General features: G+C 66.7%; 22 protein-coding genes. 10 read left to right on the top strand and 12 right to left on the bottom strand.

From position 1 onward, the window contains the following. Positions 1–33: 33 nt before the first annotated feature. The 4 genes from G6N27_RS19575 to exaC are packed head-to-tail and all read right to left on the bottom strand — an operon-like array spanning position 34 to position 2899. Positions 34–585: a hypothetical protein gene (locus tag G6N27_RS19575; RefSeq protein ID WP_232064695.1), complete on the bottom strand. Its 552-nt coding sequence runs from the start codon at positions 583–585 to the stop codon at positions 34–36. Next, positions 578–856 carry a putative holin gene (locus G6N27_RS19570; RefSeq protein ID WP_163779280.1) on the bottom strand — a complete coding sequence of 93 codons (279 nt, stop codon included), beginning with the start codon at positions 854–856 and terminating at the stop codon, positions 578–580. Before G6N27_RS19570 ends, G6N27_RS19575 begins: the two co-directional genes overlap by 8 nt. A 28-nt stretch (positions 857–884) precedes the next feature. Beyond that, on the bottom strand, positions 885–1376 hold the full coding sequence (locus G6N27_RS19565; protein WP_372512961.1) for a DUF779 domain-containing protein: 492 nt from the start codon (positions 1374–1376) through the stop codon (positions 885–887). Further along, the gene (exaC, locus tag G6N27_RS19560; protein WP_163779278.1) at positions 1376–2899 is read right to left on the bottom strand and encodes an acetaldehyde dehydrogenase ExaC; all 1524 of its coding nucleotides are present in this window, start codon (positions 2897–2899) and stop codon (positions 1376–1378) included. Before exaC ends, G6N27_RS19565 begins: the two co-directional genes overlap by 1 nt. A 62-nt stretch (positions 2900–2961) precedes the next feature. Between exaC and G6N27_RS19555 the strand changes: the two genes are divergently transcribed. The 3 genes from G6N27_RS19555 (at position 2962) to G6N27_RS19545 (ending at position 6849) form a co-directional block, all read left to right on the top strand. Then, positions 2962–4983 (top strand): prolyl oligopeptidase family serine peptidase, encoded by a 2022-nt coding sequence (locus tag G6N27_RS19555; RefSeq protein WP_163779276.1) that lies wholly within the window; start codon positions 2962–2964, stop codon positions 4981–4983. Positions 4984–5014: 31 nt separating this feature from the next. After that, positions 5015–5659 carry an LpqN/LpqT family lipoprotein gene (locus G6N27_RS19550; protein ID WP_163779274.1) on the top strand — a complete coding sequence of 215 codons (645 nt, stop codon included), beginning with the start codon at positions 5015–5017 and terminating at the stop codon, positions 5657–5659. 287 nt (positions 5660–5946) lie between these two features. After that, positions 5947–6849: a crotonase/enoyl-CoA hydratase family protein gene (locus G6N27_RS19545; protein ID WP_163779272.1), complete on the top strand. Its 903-nt coding sequence runs from the start codon at positions 5947–5949 to the stop codon at positions 6847–6849. A 12-nt stretch (positions 6850–6861) separates the two neighbouring features. On the opposite strand, the gene G6N27_RS19540 is transcribed toward G6N27_RS19545, so the two are convergent. The 3 genes from G6N27_RS19540 to G6N27_RS19530 all read right to left on the bottom strand — a co-directional run bounded on the left by G6N27_RS19540 (position 6862) and on the right by G6N27_RS19530 (position 9975). Continuing rightward, positions 6862–7449: a fasciclin domain-containing protein gene (locus tag G6N27_RS19540; RefSeq protein WP_163779271.1), complete on the bottom strand. Its 588-nt coding sequence runs from the start codon at positions 7447–7449 to the stop codon at positions 6862–6864. 38 nt (positions 7450–7487) lie between these two features. Beyond that, positions 7488–9215: a cytochrome c biogenesis protein DipZ gene (locus G6N27_RS19535; RefSeq protein ID WP_163779269.1), complete on the bottom strand. Its 1728-nt coding sequence runs from the start codon at positions 9213–9215 to the stop codon at positions 7488–7490. A 97-nt stretch (positions 9216–9312) separates the two neighbouring features. Continuing rightward, the gene (locus tag G6N27_RS19530) at positions 9313–9975 is read right to left on the bottom strand and encodes a fasciclin domain-containing protein (protein ID WP_163779267.1); all 663 of its coding nucleotides are present in this window, start codon (positions 9973–9975) and stop codon (positions 9313–9315) included. 185 nt (positions 9976–10160) lie between these two features. On the opposite strand from G6N27_RS19530, the gene G6N27_RS19525 reads away from it, so the two are divergent. The 5 genes from G6N27_RS19525 to G6N27_RS19505 are packed head-to-tail and all read left to right on the top strand — an operon-like array spanning position 10161 to position 14906. Next, a complete protein-coding gene (locus G6N27_RS19525) occupies positions 10161–11411 on the top strand; it encodes a class I SAM-dependent methyltransferase (RefSeq protein WP_163779265.1) in 1251 nt (416 codons plus the stop codon). A gap of 14 nt (positions 11412–11425) precedes the next feature. Beyond that, complete coding sequence (locus G6N27_RS19520) at positions 11426–12196, top strand: DUF1295 domain-containing protein (protein ID WP_163782043.1); 771 nt, start codon at positions 11426–11428, stop codon at positions 12194–12196. Positions 12197–12231: 35 nt separating this feature from the next. Continuing rightward, entirely contained in the window at positions 12232–12786 is a 555-nt protein-coding gene (locus tag G6N27_RS19515; protein WP_163779263.1) for a sigma-70 family RNA polymerase sigma factor, read from the top strand. After that, the gene (locus G6N27_RS19510; protein WP_163779261.1) at positions 12783–13478 is read left to right on the top strand and encodes an anti-sigma factor; all 696 of its coding nucleotides are present in this window, start codon (positions 12783–12785) and stop codon (positions 13476–13478) included. Before G6N27_RS19515 ends, G6N27_RS19510 begins: the two co-directional genes overlap by 4 nt. Before the next feature lie 24 nt (positions 13479–13502). After that, the gene (locus G6N27_RS19505; RefSeq protein WP_232064694.1) at positions 13503–14906 is read left to right on the top strand and encodes an NAD(P)-binding protein; all 1404 of its coding nucleotides are present in this window, start codon (positions 13503–13505) and stop codon (positions 14904–14906) included. On the opposite strand, the gene G6N27_RS19500 is transcribed toward G6N27_RS19505, so the two are convergent. From G6N27_RS19500 to G6N27_RS19490, 3 genes are read right to left on the bottom strand one after another with little or no spacing between them, the layout of a single operon-like run. After that, positions 14874–15713 (bottom strand): hypothetical protein, encoded by an 840-nt coding sequence (locus G6N27_RS19500; protein ID WP_163779259.1) that lies wholly within the window; start codon positions 15711–15713, stop codon positions 14874–14876. The genes G6N27_RS19505 and G6N27_RS19500 overlap by 33 nt on opposite strands. Positions 15714–15718: 5 nt before the next feature. After that, entirely contained in the window at positions 15719–17257 is a 1539-nt protein-coding gene (locus tag G6N27_RS19495) for an aldehyde dehydrogenase family protein (RefSeq protein WP_163779257.1), read from the bottom strand. A gap of 19 nt (positions 17258–17276) precedes the next feature. Next, positions 17277–19349: an MMPL family transporter gene (locus G6N27_RS19490; RefSeq protein ID WP_197746510.1), complete on the bottom strand. Its 2073-nt coding sequence runs from the start codon at positions 19347–19349 to the stop codon at positions 17277–17279. Between the two features lie 76 nt (positions 19350–19425). On the opposite strand from G6N27_RS19490, the gene G6N27_RS19485 reads away from it, so the two are divergent. Further along, positions 19426–20259 (top strand): SMP-30/gluconolactonase/LRE family protein, encoded by an 834-nt coding sequence (locus G6N27_RS19485; RefSeq protein WP_197746509.1) that lies wholly within the window; start codon positions 19426–19428, stop codon positions 20257–20259. Here G6N27_RS19485 and G6N27_RS19480 read toward each other — a convergent pair. After that, on the bottom strand, positions 20256–20771 hold the full coding sequence (locus G6N27_RS19480; RefSeq protein WP_163779253.1) for a mycothiol transferase: 516 nt from the start codon (positions 20769–20771) through the stop codon (positions 20256–20258). The genes G6N27_RS19485 and G6N27_RS19480 overlap by 4 nt on opposite strands. 46 nt (positions 20772–20817) lie before the next feature. Between G6N27_RS19480 and G6N27_RS19475 the strand changes: the two genes are divergently transcribed. Further along, on the top strand, positions 20818–22539 hold the full coding sequence (locus tag G6N27_RS19475; protein ID WP_163779251.1) for an N-acyl-D-amino-acid deacylase family protein: 1722 nt from the start codon (positions 20818–20820) through the stop codon (positions 22537–22539). Here the strand turns inward: G6N27_RS19475 and G6N27_RS19470 are convergent. Then, positions 22536–23147 carry a TetR/AcrR family transcriptional regulator gene (locus tag G6N27_RS19470; protein WP_163779249.1) on the bottom strand — a complete coding sequence of 204 codons (612 nt, stop codon included), beginning with the start codon at positions 23145–23147 and terminating at the stop codon, positions 22536–22538. The genes G6N27_RS19475 and G6N27_RS19470 overlap by 4 nt on opposite strands. Positions 23148–23183 lie beyond the last annotated feature (36 nt).

Raw genomic sequence — 23183 nt, 5'->3', positions numbered from 1 at the left:
GTCGCCAGCCTTGCACAGCCGTAGCGCGGCTGCTCAGTGCGGCAGGACGCCCATCAGGCAGGGCCGCTGGCTGTGCTCGCAGTAGAACTTGCCGTACGCCGGACCGGCGCACACCACGGCGGCGAACACCGCCGAGATCATCGCGATGGCCAGCGCGGACACCAGCGGCCGGTCGGACACCATCGCCAGCATCAGGCCCGCGACCGCCGACACCACGACGAAAACCAGAACGACGAAGACCACCGCGGTCTTGTGCCTGGAGCTGTCATGGCTCCACCAATAGAACAGCCCGGCACCGATCCCGCCTGCCGGGATCCACACCGCGAGCAGCACCAGGATGAACTGCCACCACTTCACGTAGTGGTGGTGGTCGGTTACCGGCAGGTCATCGGTCGACGGGACCTCTGCCGGGGACTCGGTGCGCGCCGGGTCGGAGCGCCGATGCCACCACCGGCGTCGCGGAGCGGGTGGCTCCGGCTCGATGAGCTCGGGTTCGACCTTCTGATGAACGCCGGTGTCGAAAGTCGGTGTGTAGCGCTCGGTCAGCGGCATCGACTCGGTGTCCAGCCGTTCCGTTTCAGCCACGGGTCACCACCTCGATCACCGCGAGCACCCCGAACCATCCCGGCGCCACTGCCAGGAAGAAAACGCCGAGCGCGGTCAGCCATCGGGCCCGTGACAGTAAGAGCACCAGCAGCCCGACCACGCTGGGGAAACCGACCACCAGCGCGATGGCCAGGTCTGGTCGCATGCGGGCGTGCTCCACGGTCAACGCGGCTGCTGCGCCCAGCACGCCGGCGGCGAGGCCGACCAACATCGCACTGGCCAGTAGCCAACTCCGCGGCAGCGGTATCACCCCTAAAAGATACTGCCGCGACAGGCTCCTAGCGCTTTACCGCTTCGGCGCGCCCCGCAGGTACTGGGCAAGCATCGGCGGCGGCCGACACCACCGGAGCGCGATCGGGCGGGCGTTCGCCGCGCTCGTAGTCGGCGCCGGTGATCACCGGCGAGGCGTTCAATTCGGCGTTCTCGTCTGCGCTGAACGCGCGGCCGCGGGACAAGAACCGCTTGCCTTCGGGCGCTTCCAGACTGAACCCGCCGCCCCGGCCGGGCACCACGTCGATGACGAGCTGGGTGTGCTTCCAGGCCTGAAACTGCGGCCCCGAGATCCACACCGGCACACCGTCTTCCTCGGTGTCGAGCACGCCGAGCAGTACGTCGTGATCGCCGACGATGAAGTCGCCGTCCGGATAGCACATCGGCGACGACCCGTCGCAGCACCCGCCCGATTGGTGAAACATCAACGGGCCGTGCTTGTCTCGCAGCTCACCGAGCAGCCCGGCGGCAGCGGCAGTAACCACTACCCGGGGCGTCATCAGAAGAAGCCCTGCGCCTTGTCGCTGTAGGACACCAGCAGGTTCTTGGTCTGCTGGTAGTGGTCGAGCATCATCTTGTGGTTCTCCCGCCCGATGCCGGACTGCTTGTACCCGCCGAACGCGGCGTGCGCGGGATAGACGTGATAGCAGTTCACCCACACCCGGCCGGCCTGGATATCGCGCCCGGCCCGGTAGGCGGTGTTGCCGTCGCGGCTCCACACCCCCGCGCCCAGACCGTAGAGGGTGTCGTTGGCGATCGAAATGGCGTCGTCGTAGTCCTTGAACGACGCGACCGAGACCACCGGGCCGAAGATCTCCTCCTGGAAGACCCGCATCTTGTTGTTGCCGGCGAAGATGGTGGGCTGCACGTAGTAGCCACCGGACAGGTCGCCGCCCAGTTCGGCGCGCTCTCCGCCGGTGATGATCTTGGCGCCTTCGTCTTTGCCGATCTCGATGTAGGACAACACCTTTTCCAACTGATCGTTGGAGGCCTGCGAGCCGACCATCGTCTCGGTGTCGAGCGGATCGCCCTGCCGGACCGCTTTGGTGCGGATGGCCGCCAGTTCCAGGAACTCGTCGTAGATGTCGGCCTGCACCAGGCTGCGCGACGGGCAGGTGCACACCTCGCCCTGGTTGAGCGCGAACATGGTGAACCCTTCCAGCGCCTTGTCCTGGAAGTCGTCGTGCGCGGCCATCACGTCGGAGAAGAAGATGTTGGGACTCTTACCGCCCAGTTCCAGCGTGACCGGGATCAGGTTCTGGCTGGCGTACTGCATGATCAGCCGCCCGGTGGTGGTCTCCCCGGTGAACGCGATCTTGGCGATCCGGTTGCTCGATGCCAACGGCTTGCCCGCTTCGGCGCCAAAACCGTTGACGACGTTGACCACCCCGGCCGGCAACAGATCGCCGATCAGCGACATCAGGTAGAGCACCGACACCGGGGTCTGCTCGGCGGGCTTGAGCACCACCGCGTTACCGGCGGCCAGCGCGGGCGCCAGCTTCCAGGTGGCCATCAGGATCGGGAAGTTCCACGGAATGATCTGCCCGACAACGCCGAGCGGCTCGTGGAAGTGGTAGGCGACGGTGTCCTCGTCGATCTGGCTCAGCGAACCTTCTTGGGCGCGGATCGCACCGGCGAAATAGCGGAAATGGTCAGCGGCCAGCGGGATGTCGGCGGCCAGCGCCTCCCTGATCGGTTTGCCGTTGTCCCACACCTCGGCCAGCGCCAGCGCATCCCGGTGCTCGTCGATGCGGTCGGCGATCTTGTTCAAGATCGCGGCCCGCTCGGCTGGGGCGGTCTTGCCCCACGCCGGTGCCGCCGCGTGGGCCGCGTCGAGCGCCTTGTCGATATCGGCCACCTCCGAGCGCGCCACCTCGCAGAACGCCTGACCGGTGACCGGCGTCAAATTCTCGAAGTATTTGCCGCTCGACGGCGCTACCCATTCGCCGCCGATGAAGTTTCCGTACCGCGATTCATAGGACATCAGGGACCCTGTGGAACCCGGTCGTGCGAAGACGGTCATCTAATCCACTCCTCTTCCTCGCGAGACGGTGTTACACAGCTCACACTACCGTCGCGGTAACAATGGGCGTCATGGCTGGTGATGAGGGCAGCGACCCCTACCTGTGGCTCGAAGACATCCTCGGCGATGAGCCGTTGAACTGGGTGCGCACCCGCAACGACCCGACGGTGGCGCAATTCGCCGGCGAGGACTTCGACCGGATGCGCGCGCAGGCCCTCGAGGTGCTCGACACCGACGCCCGCATTCCCTATGTCCGCCGTCGCGGCGACTACCTGTACAACTTCTGGCGCGACGCGGACAACCCGCGTGGTCTGTGGCGGCGCACCACGCTGGACAGTTACCGCAGCGACAGCCCTCAGTGGGACGTCCTCATCGATGTCGACGAGTTGGCCCGCGCCGACGACGAGAACTGGGTGTGGGCCGGCGCGGACGTCCTCTACCCCGAGCGCACCCGCGCGCTGGTGGGCCTGTCGCGCGGCGGCTCCGATGCCGCAGTCTTGCGTGAATTCGACATGGCAACAAGAGAATTCGTCGCCGATGGGTTCACCCTGCCGGAGGCCAAGTCTGGCTACACCTGGGAGGACCCGGACACGCTGCTGGTCGGGACCGACTTCGGCGAGGGGTCGCTGACCGAGTCCGGCTATCCGCGAATCATCAAGCGGTGGCGCCGCGGTCAGCCGCTCGAGGCCGCCGAGACGGTGTTCGAAGGTGCGGCCGCCGACGTGGTCGTGTCCGCCGGTGTCGACCGCACGCCCGGCTTCGAGCGGACGATGCTGCGCCGCGCTCTGGACTTCTTCAACGACCAGGTTTACGAGCTGCGCGGTGACGAGCTGATCCGCATCGACGCCCCGACCGACGCATCGCTGTCGGTGCACCGGCAATGGTTGCTGATCGAACTGCGCACCGACTGGGACACCGGCACCGCGAGCTACCCCGCAGGGTCGCTGCTCGCGGCCGGCTACGACGAATTCCTCGCCGGCCCAGCCCAGTTGCAGGTTGTCTTCTCCCCTGACCAGCACACCAGCCTCAACCACTACGCGTGGACCCGTGACCGGCTGGTCATGGTCACGCTCGCCGACGTGGCCTCCCGCGTCGAGATCGTCACGCCGGGCAGCTGGCAGCGTCGCACCGTGACCGACGTGCCGGCCAACACCAACACCGTGATCGCCGGCGCCGACGATGACGGCGACGAGATCTTCCTCGATTCCAGCGGGTTCGATTCCCCGTCGCGGCTGCTGCACGGGCCCGTCGACGGACCGCTGGAGCAGATCAAGTCCGCACCTGCCTTCTTCGACGCTGAAAACATCTCCGTTGCACAGTATTTCGCAACGTCGAAGGACGACACCGCGGTTCCCTACTTCGTGGTGCGCCCGGGTGGCGCGACGGGTCCCGGCCCGACGCTGCTCGGCGGCTACGGCGGCTTCGAGGTGTCTCGCACGCCGGGCTACGACGGCGTACTCGGCCGGCTGTGGCTGGCCCGTGGCGGCACGTACGTTCTCGCCAACATGCGCGGCGGCGGCGAGTACGGCCCGAGCTGGCACACCCAGGCCATGCGGGCCGGGCGTCACCTTGTTGCCGAGGACTTCGCGGCGGTGGCAACCGACTTGGTGGACCGCGGCATCACGACGGTGCCACAGCTCGGCGCGCAGGGCGGCAGCAACGGCGGCCTGCTGATGGGCATCATGCTGACCAAATACCCGCAGCTGTTCGGCGCATTGGTGTGCCAGGTGCCGTTGCTGGACATGCGCCGGTTCCATCTGTTGCTTGCCGGTGCGTCATGGGTCGCCGAGTACGGCAATCCCGACGACCCGGCCGATTGGGAGTTCATCGCCGAATACTCGCCCTACCAGAATGTTTCGGCCGACGACAAGTACCCGCCGGTGCTGATCATGACGTCGACCCGGGACGATCGGGTACATCCCGGACATGCCCGCAAGATGACGGCGGCGTTGGAGGCGGCGGGCCATCGCGTCTGGTACTACGAGAACATCGAGGGCGGCCACGCCGGTGCGGCCGACAACTCCCAGACCGCGTTCAAGGTCGCGCTGAGTTTCTCGTTCCTGTGGCGGATGCTGGGTGCTTGACAGCCCAACGGCCAAGGTGTGATGTGGTGCGATGCGGTTGCCGTACTTGGTCTGTGCGACGGTCACCGCGGCGGCATTGTTCGCGGCGCCGGGCTGCACAAGAGTGGTGACCGGCAGCCCGACTCTGGCCGCCGGCACTCCGGCCTCCAACAACACTGAGTGCGAATCGGTTTCAGCGCCGATGACCGCCATCGAATCGCACACCGACGGTGAGCCGCAGCTCAAGATTCCGCAACCGCCCGGGTGGCAACGCACGTCGATGCTCGACTCGCAGATCATTCGCTTCACGATGGGCAACAAAGCCCTGACGGCCAGGAACTTCATGCCGACCGTCGTGGTCACTCTCGAATCGGTACCCGGCGGACACGTCGACTACCAAACGATCTTCGACCAGGAGCGTGCGGCGCTGGTGCAGCGCCTCGGCGCCACACACGTACGCAGCTCCGAGACGACGCTGTGCGGCGACAAGGCCGAGACGGTGAACTATGACGCGCCGGGCATGGGCCGGATTCCGCCGCGGAAGGTCAGGACGCTGATGGTGACCGCGACGTTCAGCGCCAACACCTACGTCGCGACCGTCACCGTGCAGTCGACCGACCCCACCAACCCCAGCTACGCGCGCGACACCGACCTCATCCTGACCGGATTCCAGATGCTCCCTCCGGAGGGCGGCTAAGCCCGCGCATATTTTTCGCAACAATTCAGTCGAAACATGGCCGTTGTGCTTCCATGTGCGTTGCCTAAGGCGTACCTTAAATTTCACTGAGAAGAACATGGACGGTCGGAGGCGTCGCGATGAACCCGGTGTTGGTGGGCACCTTGTCGCTGGTCAGCCCGCTGTTCGCGGTCGGCTTCTACAAGTTGCAGGCGCACCTCGAACAGTGGGACGCCCGACGGCACGCTGAGGACTGATTGCGGCGAAGCCGACCGCCCAGGTCGACCTGAGCTGACACCATTCTCCGCATGCCAAGCGATCACTTCGAGACCCTGCTGTACGCGACCGCCGGATCCGTCGCCACCATCACGTTGAACCGGCCCCAGCACCTCAACACCATCGTTCCGCCGATGCCCGACGAGATCGAGGCCGCCGTCGGGTTGGCCGAGCGCGACCCCGACATCAAGGTCATCGTGTTGCGCGGCGCCGGGCGGGCGTTCTCCGGCGGCTACGACTTCGGTGACGGCTTCGCGCACTGGGGCGAGGCGATGAACACCGACGGCCGCTGGAATCCGGGCAAGGACTTCGCGATGGTGTCCGCGCGGGAGACCGGGCCGACGCAGAAGTTCATGGCGATCTGGCGGGCGTCCAAACCGGTGATCGCGCAAGTGCACGGCTGGTGTGTGGGCGGCGCCAGCGATTACGCCCTGTGCGCCGACCTCGTCATCGCCAGCGAGGACGCCGTGATCGGCACGCCGTACAGCCGGATGTGGGGCGCCTACCTGACCGGCATGTGGCTCTACCGGCTCAGCCTGGCCAAGGTGAAGTGGCACTCTCTCACCGGCAGGCCGCTGACCGGTGTGCAGGCCGCCGAGGTCGAGTTGATCAACGAGGCGGTCCCATTCGAGCGACTGGAAGCCCGGGTCGCCGAGATCGCGGCGGAGTTGTCTCGAATTCCGTTGTCGCAGTTACAAGCACAGAAGCTGATCGTCAACCAGGCCTACGAGAACATGGGGCTGGCCTCCACCCAGGTTTTGGGCGGCATTCTCGACGGCCTGATGCGCAATACCCCCGACGCCCTGGACTTCATCCAGACCGCCGCGACCGAGGGCGTGCGGGCCGCCGTCGCGCGCCGGGACGGGCCGTTCGGCGATTACAGCCTGGCACCGCCGGAACTACGCCCGGACCCGTCGCACGTCATCACGCCCTGACTTGGTGTGAGCTCACTGGCTCGGCGGCATCAGCACCGTGTCGATCATGTACACCTGAGCGTTGGCGGTAGGCACTCCACCACAGACCAATCCGGCGTTGTTGACCTTGAGACCGTTACCCGAACCGGTCACGTTCACCGGTGCACCCTCAACTGAATTGTGCGATCCGTCAACCTGATTCGGACTCAGCTGGCCGGGAACGACGTGATAGGTCAGGATGCTTTTCAGCATGTCGGGGTTAGTCTTGAGCTGGTTGATCGTGTCTGCCGGCAACTTCTTGAAGGCGGCGTCGGTCGGCGCGAACACCGTGAACTGGCCGCCGTTGAGCGTGTCGACGAGGTTCACCTGCGGGTTCAGTTGGCCCGACAGCGCGGCGGTCAAGGTGGTGAGCTCGGGATTGTCCGACGCGGCGACCGCGACCGGGACCTGCGACATTCCGGTCACCGAGGCGGGCCCGGAGGGGTGCTGGGCCGCATAGTCAGCGCAGCCCGCGCCGATCAGGTTTGGCGCGGCCCCTGCGGGTGCGGAGTTGGCGATGACGAGACCGACGGCGGTGGCCGCCAGACCTGTCGCTGGGATCAACTTGCTGTATATGTTCATGCACGTCATTCGGAGCCGAGCGGCTCCTGGACTGGTGATCAGCCGTAGGTGAAGGAAAACACCTGCAGCCCTTGGTCGAGACGGACTTGAAGTGATCCGCGGGTCACCGCGTCGCCGGCAACGATCTGGCGGGCTTGCGGCGGCCCGTCGATCGGCAGCGTTGTCGTCTTTCCGTTGCGCGTCACCGTCAGGTTGCCTTTTCCACCGACGACGAGATAGACGTTCTTCGCGTGGTAGTTCAACTGAATGCCTGACGCGCCGGAGTCTGCCGTTGCGCCTTGATAATCCAGCGTCCACGGACCCTGCAGGGCGAACGAATCGTCCGGCAACACCGGCGGAACCGCGAAATCGGCTCGGCCTTCGTCGTAGACCCCGCCGCCGGCGTAGTTGACGACCTTGCCGACCGCGAAGTAGGTCTCCGGAGTCAGCCCGTTCTGCGGGGTGGTGTCGGGTGCGTCGACGGCTGGTGGCAGCGTGGTTCCCCGGTGCGCGTCGGTGATCAACTCGCGGATCAGTCTCTCGGTGCCGTTGTAGTCGCCTTCGCCGAACTTCGTATGGCGCACAACGCCATTGGCGTCGATGAGATATTCGGCGGGCCAGTATTGGTTGCGGTAGTTGGTCCACGTCGAGTAGCTGTTGTCCTGGGCTATCGGGTACGTGATGCCCAGATCGGCGGCGCCTTTCTTGACATTGCTCGTCACTTTTTCGAACGCGTACTCCGGTGTGTGGACGCCGATGACTTCGAAACCGCTATCCCGGTATGCCTTATACCAACCTTCGACATGCGGAATGGCACGCTGGCAGTTGATGCAGGAGTAGGCCCAGAAGTCGATCAGCACCACCTTGCCCCGCAACGAACGCAGGTCGATCGGTTTGTCGCCGGGCGTGTTCAGCCATCCGACGATGCCTTTGAGATCGGGCGCAGTGCCGCAGTTCTGCAGCTGCTCCGATGCGTTGGCGCAGTTGGACAATTCCTTGTTCTGGTCGTTGACGATGCCGCCGAGCTGGCGTTGCACCTGCTGACTGCCGCCGAACTTGTCCTCCAAGGAGTGCGTGTAGTCCGGGATGGCGCGTTGCAGCGCCGCGGGCAGATTGAACACCAAGGCGATCGCCAGCAGAATCGTCACGATGCCGGCCGTGATGCGGATCCCGCGCTGGCGACGTCGAAAGGCGTTGACTCGCTCCGCAATCCGTTGACCCGCGAGAGCGAAGAAAAACAGCGGCACCGCCGTGCCGACGGCGAATCCCACCGTCAGCATGACGATCGGCAGGCCGATTTTGGCGGTGGCGCCGGCGACTACGATCGCGGCCAGAACCGGCCCCGCGCACGGCACGTACAGCACGCCCAGCGCCAGACCGAGACCAAAGCCGTTGCTGCGACTGGCAATCTGCTTCTGCGGTATGCGGGCGAACGGCCGCTCGAGCAGTTGCTCGAACCGCGGGAAGATCAAGCCGAGGCCGATCGCCACCAGTGCGACCAACGCGAACCACCGGATCGCGTCCTGGGGCAGATGCAGCAGCGACAACAGCGCCGAGCCGACGAGGGTGACCAGGCTGAAGCTCAACACCAGGCCACCGATCACCCGGTATGGCCGCGAGACTTCACGTTTCGACTTCACCGCCACAGCGACCCCGCCGTCGCCCGTGACCTCGTCGGGTTTGCCCTGCGCCCCGGAGAAGAAGATCACCGGCAGCACCGGAAGGATGCACGGCGAGATTCCGGTGATCAAGCCTCCGACAAGACCGATGAGTGCGATGGACACCATGCCCATTATTCGCGGCCACAACCATCTTGGATGGGTTACCTGACAGCGATAGGGCAGCCCGGCGAACCGGACTGCCCTATCGGGACGGATTGACCGTCTACTGGCTGGGAGGAATCAGCACCGTGTCGATCATGTACACCGTCGCGTTCGCGGCGTGCACCCCTCCGCACACCAGACCTGCGTCGTTGACTTTCAGATCGTTGCCCTGGCCGGTCACGTTCACCTCGGCGCCCTGCAGCGTCTTGTGCATGCCGTCGACCTTGTTCGGGCTCTGCTGTCCCTGCACCACATGGAAGGTCAGGATGCTCTTGAGCATGTCGGCGTTCGTCTTGAGTTCGTCGATCGTGCTCGCAGGAAGCTTGTCGAATGCGGCGTTGGTCGGCGCGAACACCGTGTACTGGCCGCTGTTGAGGGTGTCGACCAGGTTGACGGCCGGATTCAGCTTGCCCGACAACGCGTCGGTCAACGTCGACAGCAGCGGGTTGTGCGACGCCGCCGTCGCAACCGGGTCTTGCGACATACCGGTCACCGACGCGGGGCCGGTCGGATGCATTGCCGCATAATCCGCGCAGCCGGAACCGATCAGGTCGGACGCCGGGGCCGCCGGCGCGCCGGTCATGGCAGGCGCCGCCGAACTCATCGCCGAACTCGGGCTGGTCTGCTGCCCGGTGTCGGATTTGGTACTCGAACACGCCGAGAACCCGACGGCCGCAAGGGCAGTCATGCTCACCACGAGGGTTTTGCTTCGCACGTCCATCATTCCGCTAGCTCCTTTGTCAGGCGACGGGCCACTCCCGCATAGCTGTCATTCGGAGCGGTGGGTGCGGCGGTTGGGTCTCGGCTCGCGTCATCCAACAGGCCACCCGCTCCGAATACCGTTGTGTGCACGAGCTATATGAACTGTCGGCGGTGGACCACGCGGCTATCCGCTTCTACCGCCCCACGGTGACTGACAACAGCAAAAACCCTGCCACGGCGTCAGATTCAGCGCGCCGGCCAACGGTTGCACCGGCGCCGTCCGGACCGGCCGCCGCCGCGTCGGCGTTCGTCGCGGCTCAACTGTTCCATCGCGCGGTCTCCCGCCTGCCGCTGCGAGTGGTCTACCCCGACGGCACACAGCGAGGCGGCGGTGACGCCGGGGCGCCCGTGCTGGTCGTCCGCCACCCAGACCGACTGCACCGCCGGCTGGGAGTTCACGGACTGGTCGGCTTCGGCGAGTCCTTCATGGCAGCCGAGTGGGAGTCCACGGACCTGGTCGCGGTGTTGACCGCGTTGGCCCCCACGCTGACCCGGTGGGCACCCTGGGGGCTGCGCTGGCCCCGACCGCGTTCGCCGCAGCTCAGCCGCGCACAGACACAGCGCAACGTCGCGGCGCACTACGACGACCTGTCCAGCGATCTGTTCATCGAATTCCTCGACGAGACCATGACGTATTCCAGCGCGTGGTTCGACCGCCTGCCCGCGACATGGTCCGACCTGGCCGACGCACAACGCCGCAAGATCGATCGCGTGCTGGATGCGGCCGGCGTCGGCCCCGGCACCCGACTGCTGGAGATCGGCACCGGGTGGGGTGAGCTGCCCATCCGCGCGGCCGCCCGCGGGGCCGAGGTCCGGTCGATCACCCCCTCCGAACAGCAGCAGTGGCTGGCACGGCAGCGAATCGCCGCGGCCGGCAAGTCCGACCGGGTGCGGGTCGATGTGTGCGATTATCACGACATCGCAGGACGCTATGACGCCGTCATTTCGGTGGAGATGGTCGAGGCCGTGGGCCATCGCTCGTGGCCCGGCTTCGTGCGCGCCCTCGAACGGGCGGTCACACCCGGTGGCCGGGTGGTGCTGCAGTCAATCGCCATGCCGCACACTCAGATGCTGGCCACCCGGAACCGGCAGACCTGGACACGGACTTACATCTTCCCCGGAGGCCAGATTCCGTCGGCCAAAGCTCTGCTGGCAATCGCGGAGCGAAAAACCACGCTGCGCCCGGTGGACATGCTGTCGCTGGGCGAGCACTACGCCGAAACGTTGCGAATGTGGCGCGAGAGATTCCTGCAGCGTCGGAAAACATTGGGCCACATCGGTTTCGATGAGGTGTTCGCGCGGATGTGGGAGCTGTACCTGGCTTCTCGCGAGGCTGGGTTCCGGTCGGGCAACCTCAACGTCTACCAGTGGACTTTCGTCAACAAGGCCTCCCCGTGATCGTCGACTTCGCGGTGGTGTCCGGCGCGTCCGCCGTCGCACTGCTGGTGGTGCACGCGATCACCTTCGGCGTTGCGCGGCGCGTCGGCCGCTACAACGTCGTCGATGTGGCGTGGGGGCTGGGCTTCATCGCGGTGGCGGCGGTCGCCGCGATCGTCGGCGACGGTGACGCGTTGCGCAGGTGGCTGCTGCTGACGCTGGTTGCGATCTGGGGTCTACGGCTCAGCGGGTACATCCACCGCAGATCGGCGGGCCAGGGCGAAGATCCGCGCTACGCCGACCTCCTGCGCGGCGCCTCGGTCGGCCAGATCATCCGCAAAGTCTTCCTGATGCAGGGTGTGGCGAGCTGGTTCATCTCGCTGCCGCTGCAACTCTCGGCGGTCATCGGACCGACACCTCGACCGTTGCTCGCCGTCACTGGGGCCGGCTTTGCGGTGTGGCTGACCGGTGTCGTCTTCGAAGCCGTCGGTGACCGTCAACTGCGGGTGTTCAAATCCGACCCGGCCCACCGCGGCGTGGTGATGGACCGCGGCCTGTGGGCGTGGACGCGTCACCCCAACTACTTCGGCGATGCCTGCGTGTGGTGGGGATTGTGGCTGATCACGATCGCCGGGTGGTGGTCGCTGAGCACCGTGCTCTCTCCTGCGTTGATGACCTACTTCCTGGTCTCCGTCACCGGCGCCCGACTCACCGAGAAGTACATGAAAGGCCGCCCGGGCTTCGCCGAATACCAGCAACGGACTTCGTTTTTCGTACCGCGTCGACCCCGATCGGCGCGAAAATGACGACACTTGTCGCGGAGTCGATAGGCTACCGATCGATGACAGCACCACGACAGGATCTGGACTTCTTGCTGCACCGGGTGGCGCGCCGCGATGCCGACGCGTTCGCCACCCTCTACGACCAGACCAGATCGCGGGTCTACGGACTGGTCGTGCGGGTGCTGCGGGACTCCGGATACAGCGAAGAGACCACCCAGGAGATCTACCTGGAGGTGTGGCGATCCGCCGGTGCCTTCGACTCCAGCAAGGGTTCGGCGCTGTCCTGGCTGCTGACCATGGCGCATCGGCGGGCCGTCGACCGGGTCCGTGCCGAGCAGTCGGCCGGTCAGCGGGAATCGCGGTACGGCGCGGCCACCGTCGAGCGACCCGGCGATCTGGTCGCCGACTTCGCGATCGCCGCTGACGAGCGCCGCCGGGTGGCCGAGTGCCTGGACTCGTTGACCGATGTGCAACGACAGTGCATCGACCTCGCCTACTACAGCGGATTGACATATGCCGAAGTATCACAACGGTTGTCGGCCAACCTGTCGACGATCAAATCGCGGATGCGTGACGCGTTGCGCGGTCTGCGCGGCTGTCTGGGTGTGTCATGACCGAGCCGTCCGCATTCGATCTGCTCGAGCTGGCGACCCCCTACGCGCTGAACGCCATCTCTGACGCCGAACGGGTGGCCGTCGAGCGGCAACTGGCCGCGGCGCCGACAGCAGTCGCCGCCGCCTTCGACAACGAGGTGCGCGCCGTTCGCGAGACGATGGCCGTGGTGTCCGCGGCGACCGCGACCGAGCCGCCGGCCCGGCTGCGGACCGCGGTACTGGCCGTCGCGCAAGCCGGAAAGCCGGCCCAACCTCGCTGGCGCACAGCGCTTCTGGCCGCCGCAGCCGCCATCGTCGTGGGCCTGGCGGCGTTCGGCGCGGGGATCGCGCTGCGACCGACTCCCACACCGACCATGGCCGAGCAGATCATGGCGGCACCCGATGTGCACACCACCTCCGGCCAACTCGCCGGCGGCACCGCGACGGTGCTCTTCTCCCGGCACATGAATGCCGGTGTGCTGGTGATGAACAACGTGCCGCCGCCGTCGCAGGGCACCGTGTATCAAATGTGGCTGATCGACGACAAAGGGCCGCAGTCCGCGGGCACGATGGACACTGCCGCCGTCACACCGTCCACCACTCATCTGCTCAACGATCTCGGCAAGGCCGGGACGCTGGCTTTCACCGTGGAACCGGGCAAGGGGTCGGTCCAGCCGACCGGGTCGATCCTCACCAAACTGCGGTTGAGCTAGCCTGGCCGCAAGGGGGTGGCGGGTGTGAAAACACTTGAGGCGGATTACGTGATCGTCGGTGCCGGAGCGATGGGTATGGCGTTCACCGACACCCTGGTGGCCGAGACCGACGCCCAGGTGGTGATCGTCGACCGCGGCCCCGCGCCGGGTGGGCATTGGATCCGGGCGTACCCGTTCGTGCGTCTGCATCAGCCGTCGGCGTATTACGGCGTCAACTCCCGCGCGCTGGGCAGCGACAGCATCGACCAACTCGGTTGGAACCAGGGGCTTTACGAGCTCGCGACGATGGGCGAGATCTGCGCCTACTTCGAGCGCGTCATGCATCAGGACCTGCTTCCCAGCGGGCAGGTGTCTTACTTTCCGATGGCCGAGTATCTCGGCGAGGGTCGGTTCCGCACGCTGGCCGGCGGCGAGTACACCGTCGGCGTCCGGAAGCGCATCGTCGACGCGACATATCTGCAGACGACCGTGCCGTCGATGCGACCCCCTGCCTACATCGTCGACGGGGTCGACTGCGTGCCGCCCAATGACCTGCCGGCCTTCGTGGCGAACCGCGACCGGTTCGTCGTCGTCGGCGCGGGCAAAACCGGGATCGATGCGTGTTTGTGGTTGCTGCGCAACGACATTGCGCCCGAACGACTGACCTGGATCATGCCGCGCGACGCATGGCTGATGGATCGGGCGAACATCCAACCCGGGCCGCAGTTCCTGGAGCGGTTCCAGGGCGGCTTCGCCGCACGGCTGGCCGCGATCATGGAAGCCACTTCGGTGTCGGACCTGTTCGACCGACTCGAGGCGAGCGGCAACCTGCTGCGGGTGGATCCGGCGATCAGGCCGACCATGTATCGCTGCGCGAACGTGACGCGGACCGAGCTGGACCAGCTGCGGCGCATCGGCGATGTCGTGCGGATGGGACGCGTCGATCGCATCGAACCCGGCAAGGTGACCCTGGCGGAGGGCGCGATATCCATCGAGGGTTCGGCGCTCTACATCGACTGCAGCGCCGACGGACTCGAACGGCGTCCGGCGGTAACAGTTTTCAGAGGTGACAAGATCACCCTGCAAAGCATTCGGGGTTGTCAGCAGGTGTTCAGCTCCGGGATGATCGCGCACGTCGAAGCCGCCTACCACGACGACGTGACGCGCAATGAGCTCTGCCAGCCGGTGCCGCACCCCAACACCGACGTGGACTGGTTGACCGTGACGTTGGCCGAACACCGCAACCAGATCCGCTGGTTCGAAGACGGTGAGCTGATGGAGTGGCTGGGCGAGGCCCGGCTGGATTTGATGCGACACATGTACGCCCCGCTGATGGGCAAGCCGCAAGCGGTGCGCGACAAGGTGTTCGGGCTCATCACCGCGGGGCTCAAGTCGGCCAACGAAAAGCTCGAAGCCCTACTTGCGCAGGCCCCCGAGCAGAGCGGCTGACACGCCGAGCACCACCAGCGCAGCGCCGGCGGCCAGCGACAGGTCGAGCCAATGGTGCAGGCTGGCCCTGGCCTGGCCGACCATCACGTCGGCGATACGGCGGATGTCGCCGGCGGTGTCGTTGAGAGTGTCGTTGATCGCATGACGGGCAACTTCGATGCCGACCCAGCCCGCGGCGCCGACCAGCAACGCCGAGATCCCGAGACCGGCCAGCGCGCGGCCGCGACTACGTGCCGACGCCAACGTCAGGAGCGCTCCGATTCCGGCCAAGGCCGTCACGCCGATCGTCGCCCACGGCCCCCACTTGGCCAGCAGGCGTAATTCGCCTGGCTGCAATGCCTTTGGTGTCGACACCGTGACCGGAACGCGGACGGTGTCGGGCACTTGTACGCGATAGGCAGCCAGCAGCGAAGCGAACGCGCTGTCTTTGAGCATCCCGGCCAAGTCGACGACCCACTGGTCACCCTCGGACTGTGCGTGTGCGCCGGTGAACATCCAGTCGTGCGCCAACCGGTTGGCGTCGGCGAACTGCGACGGGAAGTCCGGGCCCGCGGTGTAGCCGACAGCCACGTTGTGCACCCGCCCAGAGTCGACGCGATAGCCACGTTGGTTGATCAGAAGCGTTGCCCTGGTGGCCAACTCGGACGCCACCGCCGTTTGCAGCTCCGGATTACCGGCCGCCTGGCGGGCCAGCGCTGCGTAGCCGTTGACGTCGACGACATGGGTCTGGGTCCATGCCGTCGGCACCGCTACCGCCAGTGCGACTGTGGTGAACAGCCACAGCAGAATCGTCAGGGCGAATCGCAACGCCGCTACTTGGCCTCGCGGCGCGGGCGTGACAACGCCATCTTCGTCATCATCCGGTTCATCCGCTTCAGCGCCTTCAGCGAGTTGTGGTAGTAGTTCCCGCCCGCGCCGACGTTGGTGCGAGGCCCCACAACGGTTTCGACACGACAGAACTTACGCAAGCCGTCGGCGCCGCCGAACCGCGCGCCGATACCCGAGGCCTTCCACCCGCCCATCGGCGCCGTCGTGCACATCAGGTTGGTGATCACGTCGTTGATGTTGACCGCACCGCAGTCAATTTGCAGTGCAACGTTTTTGGCGCGCTCGACGTCCCGGGAGAACACCGAGGCGCTCAGCCCGTATTCAGAGTCGTTGGCCAGCCGGATCGCTTCCGCAACAGATCCGACCTTCATGATCGGCAGCGTCGGGCCGAAGGTCTCCTCGGTCATACACGCCATCGAGTGGTCGACGTCGACGAGCACCGTGGGCGGGTAGAAGCTTCCCGACGTGTCGGTGCGCCGGCCACCGGTCAACGCGCGGGCACCCGCGGCGACCGCGTCGCGGACGTGCCGCTCGGTCACCGCCAACTGTTGCTCGTCGATCAGCGCACCGAACGTCTTGCCCTCGCCCGCACCGACTTTGAGCGACTCCACGTCGCGTACGACGGCTTTCACGAACGCGTCGTAAACCGAGTCGAGCACGTAGACGCGTTCCACCGAGACGCAGGTCTGCCCCGCGTTGAACATCGCGCCCCAGACTGCGGCGTGCGCGGCGAGCTTCACGTCGGCGTCGTCGAGGACGATCATCGGGTCCTTGCCACCCAGCTCCAGGCTCACCGGTGTCAGCCGGCGGGCGGCGCGTTCCATCACCTTGCTGCCGGTGGCGCTGGACCCGGTGAACTGCAGGTAGTCGACGTTGTCGACGACGGCTTCGGAGACCGCGCGGGCGCCCTGCGCCAGCGCGAATACGTCCGGACCACCGGCATCCTGCCAGCCGCGGCGCAGCACCTCGGCGGTCAGCGGGGTGCGTTCGGACGGCTTGAGCAATACCGCGCAACCAGCGGCCAGCGCGCCGATGCCGTCCATCAGCGCGTTGGCCACCGGGTAGTTCCACGGCGCGATGATGCCCACGACGGGCCGCGGCCGGTAGTGCACGGTGATCTTCTTGATGGCCATGAATGGCAGTGCGGCCGGCCGCTTCTGCGGCGCCAGCGCCTTCTCCGCCGTTCTGATGTAGTACGACAGGATCATGATCAGCATCGGCACCTCTTGTGCCGCGTCGACGGCGGACTTGCCGGTTTCGTTGATCAGTAGCGCTTCGATCTCGCCGCGGTGGTCGGCCAGCCACACCGCGAACCGGGCCAGCACCTTGTTGCGACCCCTGGCGCCGCGCTGCTCCCACTCGCGCTGGGCCGCCCGCAACGCCACGGCGATCGCGGGCACGTCAGCGGGATCGGTCCAGTGCACGTGCCCGGCGACGGCACCGGTCGCCGGGTTACGGATAGTCCCAATACCGGAGAACTCATCGATGCTCGAAGCGGTGTCGGGAGGCTTGATGGCGGTCATGGTCGCCATCGTAGACGCGTCAGTGTGACGTGGATCTCGTGGCAGCCCGGGCCGCAGGCCACCAGAAGCGTTCGCCGAGAACGGACGCAAGCGCCGGAACCAGCAGCGTGCGCACCACGAGGGTGTCCAGCAGCACGCCGATACACACGATCGTCCCGATCTGGGCCAGCGCCACGACCGGCAGGACGCCCAGCACGACGAACACCGCGGCCAGCAGGATCCCTGCGCTGGTGATGACGCCGCCGGTGCGGGTCAATGCGTATCGCATGGCTTCTCGGGCACCGAGGTCGAGGCGCTGTTCGCGGGCGCGGGTGGCCAGGAAGATGTTGTAGTCGACGCCGAGCGCGACGAGGAACAGAAACGCATAGAGCAAGACTGGGGTGTCGAACGCCCGGAATCCGAAGACGTGCTGAAACAGCCAGTTGCCACAACCCAGGCTTGCCACATAGGTCGCGATGACGGTGACGATCAAGCACAGCGGTGCAACCAAGGACCGCAACAGGACCAGGAGAACCACCGCGACGACGGTCAAGATGAGCGGGATGATGACCACGCGGTCACGCGCTGCGGCGTCGTGTTGGTCGAGCGCGGCGGCGTCCGGCCCGCCCACCAACGCATGCCCGCGACTGGCGTAGGCCGCTCGCAGTGCCTTGACCGTCGCGAACGCCGCGTCGCTTTGCGGCGTGCCGGCGGCGGCAACGTCGATCTTCGTCCATCCGTTCGCGTTGCCGGCAACGCGCGCGGATCTCACGCCCTCGACCGACTCGGCGATCCCGACCGCGTCTGCGGCGTCGGCGTCGTGCGCGAGGACCACCAGTTGCGGCCCTGATTCGGCCGGGAAGGTCTCGGCCACCAGATGCTGGGCTCGCACCGACTCGGGATGTCCGACGAATTGATCGGTCTGGCTCAGACCTATCGTCGCGCCACTCAGGCCGGCACTCAGGAGCACGATCAACAGCACCGCGGCCCCGCCTATCTGCCACGGCCTGCGCTGAACCGCCGAGCCGATCCGACCCCAGATCGCGTGCCCACCCTCGCCGCGATCCTCCGGCTCCAGGTAGTGAGGAATGAAGGGCCAGAACACTTTTCGGCCACATACCACCAGCGCCGCGGGAAGAACCCCCAGCACCATCAGCAGAGCGATGACGATGCCGATCGAGCACGCCGCCCCGAGTGCCCGGTTTCCGGCAAGCGTGGCGAACAGCAGCATCAGCAGGCTCAGCGCCACAGTGCCGGCCGAAGCGACAATCGCCGGGCCGGCCGCCACGACTGCGGTGCGCATGGCTCGCCGGGTGTCGGGTTCGGCGAGTAACTCTTCGCGATAGCGGGCGATCAGCAACAGCGCGTAATTCGTCCCGGCGCCGAATACCAGCACCGACAAGATTCCGAGAATGGACGCATCGACCGACAGACCGTAGGAGTCCGCGAGGGCGGCCACCACAAAGCGCGCCAGTCCGTCGGCGACAGCCACCACCGCCAGGGGCACCGTCCACAACACCGGGCTGCGATAGGTGACGATCAACAGCACCGCCACCACCGAGGCCGTTATCACCAACAGGCGTACATCCGCCCCGGCGAACGCCGTGATGGTGTCGCCTTGAAAACCGACCGGACCGGTCAGCCACGCCCGCAGACCGCCCGGCAGACCTTGCCTCGCCGTCTGCCGCAACGAGTCGGCCTGGTTCACGATCGCCGTCGTGCCGGACTGCGCCCGCACCGGGACGGTGATCAAGGCCGTCGTCCCGTCCGTGCTGAATCGTGGCCGCACCGCCTGCGGGACCGTCGAATACCCGGCGAGGGCGGTGGCGCGCTGATCGACGGCCGCACGCTGCGGGCCGGTCAGCACCTCGCGCTGCGGGCCGTCGGAGGTGGCGAACACGAGCAGTGCGGCGGTCTGATCGGCGTCCGGAAAGTCCTTGAGTAGGGCCGCCACCTTTGTCGACTCAGCCGCCGGGGGCCCGCCCTGCGGCGGCACGGCGTCGGGCATCGACTTCGGCAGCAGCGCGAACAGCGCTCCGATCATCGAGAACGCCACGATCAGCAAGACCGCACCGCCGCGCCGAGCGGTCTGCACCCGCGCCAACCAGTCCACTCGAGAACCTCGCAACCTTGTCGATCAAATGGGGGTGAACGCGATGAGTTTAGGTGGGGTGGTCAGTCTTCTAGTCATGACCGTTCTGCTTGACGGGATTACGTTCGGCGAGTCACCCCGCTGGCACGACGGTCGGGTGTGGTTTTCCGACTGGGGCGCGCATCGGGTGATCGCGCTGGATTCGCATGGCGGCCATGAGGTTGTGGTGAGCGTCGATTCGTTTCCGATGTGCATCGACTTTCTACCCGACGGCCGGTTGCTCGTCGTGGACTCAGCGCAGCGGCGCCTGCTTCGCCGCGAACCCGACGGCGAGTTGATCGTCCATGCCGACCTGTCGTCGATCTCGGAGAAACCCTGGAATGACATCGTGGTCGACGCGGTCGGCAACGCGTACGTCAACACGATCGGCTTCGATTTTCCCGGTGGCGAGCCTGCGCCCGGGAGCGTCGCCCTCGTGACGCCGAGTGGAACAGTCCGGACGGTCGCCGACGATCTCGCATTCCCCAACGGCATGGCAATCACCGCCGGCGCCGACACGTTGATCGTGGCGGAGTCTTACGGCAATCGGCTCACGGCATACGACATCGATTCCACGGGAGATCTCGCCGGACGGCGGACGTGGGCGGAGGTGGGAGACGACCACCCCGACGGCATCTGCATCGATGCCGAGGGCGCGGTCTGGTACGCCGACGTCGGCAGCCGACGCTGCGTGCGGGTGCGCGAGGGCGGCGATGTCCTGGACACCGTGCACCTCGACCGCGGCGCGTTCGCCTGCACGCTCAGCCGCGGCGACCAACCGCCGCAGCTCTACGTCGTATGCCAGGAGTGGACCGGCCCGCAGTCACCGCAGCGGCCAACCGGACAGGTCGTCGTGTTCCCCGCTCCCGCGCCCGGCGCAGGCCAGCCCTAGGGGGCGATACCCCGCAGGTAAGCGGCCTGGCCGAGATGCTGGGCGCAGTCGTCGATGATGCTGACCAGTCTGGCGCTGGCCGTCACCGGCGGGTCCCAGTGGCGGTCGACGACCCGGGCCAGGTCCTCGGCGGTGATGCGGTCGACGAACTCCAGCGTCAGGTCGTGCACGGCGTGGTAGTACCCGGCCAGCAGCTCGGCGGGCGCACGCACCTTGGCCACCTCGTCGGGTCCGTGGCCGTAACCGGTGTCGTTGCGCGGCAGCTCGAGCCCGAATCGGTCGACCCACCCGTCGCGTGTCCACACCTGGTCGACGCCGGCGATCGGCGCGAGCTGGATGTCCTGCACCCGCGCGCTGTGCCAGATCAGCCAGGCGATGCTGTTCGCGCCGGAGGTCGGCCGGTAGTCGGCCTGGTCGTCGGTGAGCCCGTCGGTCAGCTCGTCGACGTGCTCGATCAGCCGGGTGAACGCGTCGCGCAGTAACTCCCGGACGGCAGTGTCGTTATTGGCCATACCTTGATCCTGGCACCAGCCACCGACACGGTCGTAGATTATTTAAATGACCTACGACCTCATCATCCGCAACGGCACCATCGTCGACGGGCTGGGAGGTGAGCCGTACGTCGGTGACGTCGCCGTCCAGGACGGCGTGATCGCCGTGGTCGGTTCGGTCAACGGGTCGGATGCACGGCGGGAGATCGACGCGACCGGGCTGCTGGTCACGCCGGGATTTGTCGACCTGCACACGCACTATGACGGTCAATCCATCTGGTCGGACCGGTTGACGCCGTCGTCGGCGCACGGGGTGACGACGGTGGTGATGGGCAACTGCGGCGTCGGGTTTGCGCCGTGCCGCCAAGAGGACCACGACGTGCTGGTCGACGTGATGGCCGGGGTCGAAGACATTCCCGGTGTGGTGATGACCGACGGCCTGCCGTGGAATTGGGAGACGTTCCCGCAGTACATGGACGCCCTGGACGCGGGCAAGCGCGACATTGATGTGGCCGCCTATCTGCCGCATTCGCCGCTGCGGGTCTACGTGATGGGCCAGCGCGGCGCCGACCGCGAACCGGCCACCGCCGAGGACCGCACCACGATGCGGGCACTGGCCAAGGAGGCCGTCGAGGTCGGGGCGTTGGGCTTCGCGACGTCTCGGTTCACCATCCACAAAACCGAGAGCGGATCGCCGATCCCGAGCTACGACGCGGCCCGCGAGGAGATCGAGGAGATCGCGCGCGGCGTCGTCGACGGCGGTGGCGGGCTGTTGCAATTCGTGCCCGACATTCCCGCCGGCGGCTACCAGCCGGTGCTGCAGACGGTGTTCGACGTGGCCGAGGATGTCGGACTGCCCGTCACGTTCACGCTCGTCGTCGGCAATGCCGGCGACCCGACCTGGCCGGACGCCATCACGATGATCGAGAAGGCCAACGCGGCCGGCGGTGACGTGACTGCGCAGTTGTTGCCGCGTCCGATCGGGTTGATCATCGGGCTGCAGCTCAGCGCCAACCCGTTCGTGCTCTACCCCAGCTACCGCGAGATCGCGGACCTGCCGCTGGCCGAGCGCGTCGCCGAGATGCGTAAGCCCGAGGTCCGCGCCCGCATCCTGGCCGACAAACCCGGCGCCGGGCATCCGCTGCTGTTCGTCACGCAGATGTGGGACTGGATCTTCCCGCTGACCGACGACCCCAACTACGAGCCGGACCCCGCCACCAGCATCGGCGCGCGGGCCCGCGCCAAGGGCGTGAACCCGATGGAAGAGGCCTACGACCGGCTGCTCGACGACGACGGACGCGCCATGCTGCTGGTCGCGACCAGCAACCTGGAGAACAACTCGCTGGACACCGTCGGCAAATTACTCCATCGCGACGACGTCGTGCTCGGTCTCGGCGACGGCGGTGCGCACTACGGAATGATCTGCGACGCAAGCTATTCGACGTATTTCCTGGCGCACTGGGCGCGCGACCGCAAGTCCGGCCGATTCGAGGTGCCCGAGGCCGTGCGCCGACTCACCTCGGTGCCGGCCCGCGTTGCCGGGCTCGGCGACCGCGGCCGCATCGCCGTGGGCTTCAAGGCCGACCTCAACGTGATCGACCACGCGGCGCTGCGCATCCACAAGCCGGTGATCACCCACGACCTGCCGGCCGGTGGCCGCCGTCTCGACCAGACCGCCGACGGCTACGTGGCCACCATCGTTTCCGGCGAGGTGATCGCCGAGAACGGCGTGCCCACCGACGCACGGCCGGGCAAGCTGGTCCGCGGCCGTCAGCAGGTTCCCGCCTAGCGAGATAATTCGTCGCCGAAGGCGATCAGCGCACGCCGACCGATGGCGAGGATCTCCTCGTCGAAGTCCTCCGCGCTGCGGTACGACAGCTCCAACATGCGATCGGCCATCTCGACGGCCACCAGCATGGCCCGTGGATCGGAATCGGCCGGGATCAGTCCGCGCTCGACCAGAAGCGCGTGCAACCGGTCGGCGAGAGTCTGCATGCGGGCCCGAACGTAGTTGGTGACCGCCGGTGAGGTGCGCCCGCCCATCCACATCCGCGCTGTGCTCGGGTGCTCGCAGTAATAGCGCAAGTGCACGTCGATCTCGTTGTTGAGGAGGTCGGCGACCGAGGTGATCGTCCAGGTCTTTTCCGCAGCCACGCAGCGGGCGTCGAGGTCGGCGCACTGCCGCTCGAGCAGTTCACCGAGGATGGCTTCCCGGTCGGCGAAGAACCGGTAGAGCGAGGGATAGGAGACGCCGGCACGGTCGGCGATCGCGCGGGTGGTGGCGGCCTCGACACCGTGCTCGTCGGCGATGGCGGCAGCGGCATCGAGGATGCGGGTGACCGTTCGCCGACTGCGCTCCTGCACCGGCGCGCGGCGCTGAACAGGTGCGATTGTCATTGATGTCTCGTTTCTCGTTCGTGGCTAGCCAATGTG

The organism is Mycobacterium cookii, assembly GCF_010727945.1.
Lineage (GTDB): Bacteria > Actinomycetota > Actinomycetes > Mycobacteriales > Mycobacteriaceae > Mycobacterium > Mycobacterium cookii.
This window is presented reverse-complemented; position numbering and strand designations above follow the sequence as displayed.